General features: G+C 70.0%; 2 protein-coding genes and 1 pseudogene. All 3 read left to right on the top strand.

The window, feature by feature from the left end:
- Window positions 1-147 precede the first annotated feature (147 nt).
- The gene (locus HET64_RS37355; protein WP_215111680.1) at window positions 148-753 is read left to right on the top strand and encodes a sugar transferase; all 606 of its coding nucleotides are present in this window, start codon (window positions 148-150) and stop codon (window positions 751-753) included.
- Window positions 754-848: 95 nt separating this feature from the next.
- Window positions 849-3,116 (top strand): (Fe-S)-binding protein, encoded by a 2,268-nt coding sequence (locus HET64_RS37350; RefSeq protein ID WP_215111679.1) that lies wholly within the window; start codon window positions 849-851, stop codon window positions 3,114-3,116.
- Between the two features lie 273 nt (window positions 3,117-3,389).
- Window positions 3,390-4,024 (top strand): annotated as a pseudogene (locus tag HET64_RS37345) (hypothetical protein); the annotation flags it as partial.

Genomic DNA, 4,024 nt, shown 5'->3' with positions numbered 1-4,024 from the left:
CCCCGGTCCCGCCCGGTGCCGCCCGGCGCGGAGCCGCACAGCACTGAACCGCACGAGACGCACCCGCACCCGCACCGGCACCCGTCCCCGTACGGGACGGCGACAGGGACGGTCAGGGGCCAGTTCCCCTCCCGCCCCGCGGCACGGCTGGCCGGCCTCGCCGACCGGGCCGGGCGGCTCGCGGACCGCTTCTTCCCGCGCACACCCGCCGAGCGCGTCCTGGACCTGACCCTCGGCACCGCCCTGCTGATCCTGACCGCCCCCGCCGTCGCCGTGGCGGCCCTCGCCCTGAACGTGCGGCACACCCCGGGCGGCGCCTGGGACCGCCGGCCCCGGACCGGCCTGGGCGGCCGGGTCTTCGAGCTGCGCACCCTGCGCACCCGGAGGCTCCGGCTGGACCTGTTCTCCCGGCTGCCCCACGTCGTACGCGGCGACCTCTCCCTGGTCGGCCCCGCACCGCTGGCCCCGGGCGACCCACGGGCCACGGAGTCCGGCGCCCGGCAGTGGCGACGGGAACTGCGGCCGGGACTGACCGGTCTCGCGCAGGTGCGCGCCCGCTCCGGCATGCCGTGGGACGACCCCGCTCTGCTGGACCAGCACTACGCAGAGCACCATGGAGTGGTGCTCGACCTGGCGATCCTTGCCGAAGCCGCACGCGATCCCCTGCGGGAGCGGCTCCGGAGGGCCCGTCGAACCAAGGCACACCTGAGCGACGCAGATCACCGACGACCCGGCTACAGCACGGTGGAATAAGTGGATAGTGTCAGCACAGACTAATTAAGTTACTGCTTAGTAGTAGCGGGCAGTAGTAACCGGACCCCGCTCTCGCAGGCCCGAGGAGCCCCGAAATGCAACTCGCCGCGATCATCGTGTCGCTGGTGCTGACGGTCGTCGGCGTTGCGCTCATCACCCGAGCCGTCGCGCAGATCTACCGCTTCGTCCGTCTGGGACAGTCGGTACCAGCAGGCAGCCGCACCGACGACCCCAAGCAGCGGACGATCACCCTGATCAAGGAGTTCGTCGGCCATACCCGTATGAACCGCTGGGGAATCGTGGGCGTCGCCCACTGGTTCGTCGCGGTCGGCTTCCTGACCCTGGGCCTGACGATCGTCACGGCGTACGGCCAGCTGTTCAAGGCCGACTGGGTGCTGCCGTACATCGGCACCTTCCTGCCGTACGAGGTCTACATCGAGTTCATCGCACTCGGCACGACCCTCGGCATCCTCGTCCTGATCGCGATCCGCCAGCTGAACCTGCCCTCGCGGGCGGGCCGCAAGTCGCGCTTCACCGGTTCGAAGATGGGCCAGGCGTACTTCGTCGAGGCGATCATCCTGATCATCGGCGCCGCGATCATGCTGCTCCGCGGCCTTGAGGGCGCGCTGCACCACGTGGACAGCTACGGCCCCGCGTACTTCGCCTCGTACCCCCTGGTGCTGGCCTTCAAGGGGCTGAGCGTCGAGACGCTGCAGAACCTGGTCTACCTGTTCGCGATGATCAAGCTCGGTACGACGATGATCTGGGCGATCACGGTCGGGCTGAACACCAACATGGGTGTCGCCTGGCACCGCTTCCTCGGCTTCCCGAACATCTGGTTCAAGCGGAACGCCGACGGCGACGTCGCGCTCGGCGCGCTCCAGCCGATGACGTCGGGCGGCAAGGAGATCGACTGGGAGGACCCGGCCGAGGACGCGGTCTTCGGCGTCTCCCAGGTCGAGCAGTTCTCCTGGAAGGGCATCCTCGACTTCTCCACCTGCACCGAGTGCGGCCGCTGCCAGTCCCAGTGCCCCGCCTGGAACACCGGCAAGCCCCTCTCCCCCAAGCTCCTGATCATGTCGCTGCGCGACCACGCGCACGCCAAGGCCCCCTACCTCCTGGCCGGCGGCGGCAAGGACATGGAGGGCAACGAGAAGGCCACCGAGGAGCAGCTGAGGGACGTTCCCGCGGCCGCCCTCGCCGAGGCCGAGCGCCCCCTCATCGGCACCGCCGAGGAGAACGGCGTCATCGACCCGGACGTCCTGTGGTCCTGCACCACCTGCGGCGCCTGCGTCGAGCAGTGCCCGGTCGACATCGAGCACATCGACCACATCGTCGACATGCGCCGCTACCAGGTGATGATCGAGTCCGCGTTCCCGTCCGAGGCGGGCACGATGCTCAAGAACCTGGAGAAGAAGGGCAACCCCTGGGGGCTCGCCAAGAAGGCACGCGTCGAGTGGACCAAGGAGGTCGACTTCGAGGTCCCGATCGTCGGGAAGGACGTCGAGGACCTCACCGAGGTCGACTACCTGTACTGGGTCGGCTGCGCGGGCGCCCTGGAGGACCGGGCCAAGAAGACCACGAAGGCCTTCGCGGAGCTGTTGCACATCGCGGGCGTCAAGTTCGCGATCATGGGCGGCGACGAGAAGTGCACCGGTGACTCCGCCCGCCGCCTGGGCAACGAGCCGCTGTTCCAGCAGCTCGGCCAGGAGAACGTGGCCATGCTGAACATGGCGTACGGCGAGGACGATGAAGACACGACGACGAGGAAGCCCAAGTCGTCGAAGAAGATCGTCGCGACCTGCCCGCACTGCTTCAACACGATCGCGAACGAGTACCCGCAGCTCGGCGGCGAGTACGAGGTCATCCACCACACGCAGCTGCTCCAGCACCTCATCGACGAGGGCAAGCTGATCCCGGTGACCCCGGTCGAGGGCCTGATCACGTACCACGACCCGTGCTACCTGGGCCGTCACAACAAGATCTACACCCCGCCGCGCGAGATCATCGCGAAGGTCCCGGGGCTGCGGAACGAGGAGATGCACCGCCACAAGGAGCGCGGCTTCTGCTGTGGCGCCGGTGGCGCCCGGATGTGGATGGAGGAGCGGATCGGCAAGCGCGTCAACAACGAGCGCGTCGACGAAGCCCTCGCCCTCAACCCGGACATCGTCTCCACCGCCTGCCCGTTCTGCCTCGTCATGCTGACCGACTCGGTCAACGGCAAGAAGAACGACGGCCAGGCCAAGGAGTCCATCCAGGTCGTGGACGTCTCGCAGCTCCTCCTGGAGTCGGTGAAGACCCCGGCCGATCCGGCGGGCGAGCCGGAACAGGTGGACGCGCCGGAGCCCGAACCGGCAAAGTGACCTGACGCGTCGACGCGATGAGCGGCCGGACCTGCCTCGGGGGCAGGACCGGCCGCTTCTTCGTGGGGCTCAGGGGCTCCGCCCGCCGGACGTGACGATCGCCGCACGGGCACGGTGAACTCGGACATGTACGCGACGACGTATCTGGAGCATCATGTGCCCCGGAGCCGCCCGGCCACGGGTCGGGAGCCCCGCACCGGCAGAGGGCGGACAGCCCACAGCAGGCGTCGGACAGCACACGACGGACAACGAACGAGCGACGAGCGAGGCCCCGTGCGCCCACACATCACGCACCCGAAGGCAGCGGTCACCACCAGGGCGACGGCCGCCCTCGCCGCGGGCTGCGCCGGTCTGCTGCTCGCACTGACCGGCTGCGGGAGCCCCTCGGCCGCCGACGCACCCCCGTCCGCCGCCTCCGGGGACAAGAACGGCGACACCCCGCCGAAGGCGCAGCCCCAGACCCGGGCGGACACGGCGCGCATCCCCGTACCGCGCGGATCCGGCAGCCGCGTCCCGTACGACTTCAACGGCGACGGCCACCGCGACCTGGTCATCGACGACCTGGTGAAGGCCCCCGAGGACAGCCACGGCGACGACGCGGGCATCGGCGTCGTCTACGGCTCCGACGACAGCCCCCTGGACCCGGCCGCCCGGCAACTGCTGAGCGCCCGGGCGAACGCGGCGAAGTCCGGCGACACCCTGCCCGCCGCGTTCGACGCCGAGTCGGCCTGCGACCTGGACCAGGACGGCTTCACCGACCTGATCGTCTCCACCGACCGGGGCGACCACGCGCGAGGCCCGGCAGCCGACACCGATGTTCGCGCCGTCCGCGAGCAGCTGCACGAGCGCGGCCGGGTCGGTCGTCGCCTCCTCGTGCCAGCCGCGCGCCGGAACGCCGCGAGTTCGTC

It is taken from the genome of Streptomyces sp. McG3, assembly GCF_018619185.1.
Classification (GTDB): domain Bacteria; phylum Actinomycetota; class Actinomycetes; order Streptomycetales; family Streptomycetaceae; genus Streptomyces.
The sequence above is the reverse complement of the archived record's forward strand: the minus strand, read 5'-3'. Positions and strand labels throughout refer to the sequence as shown.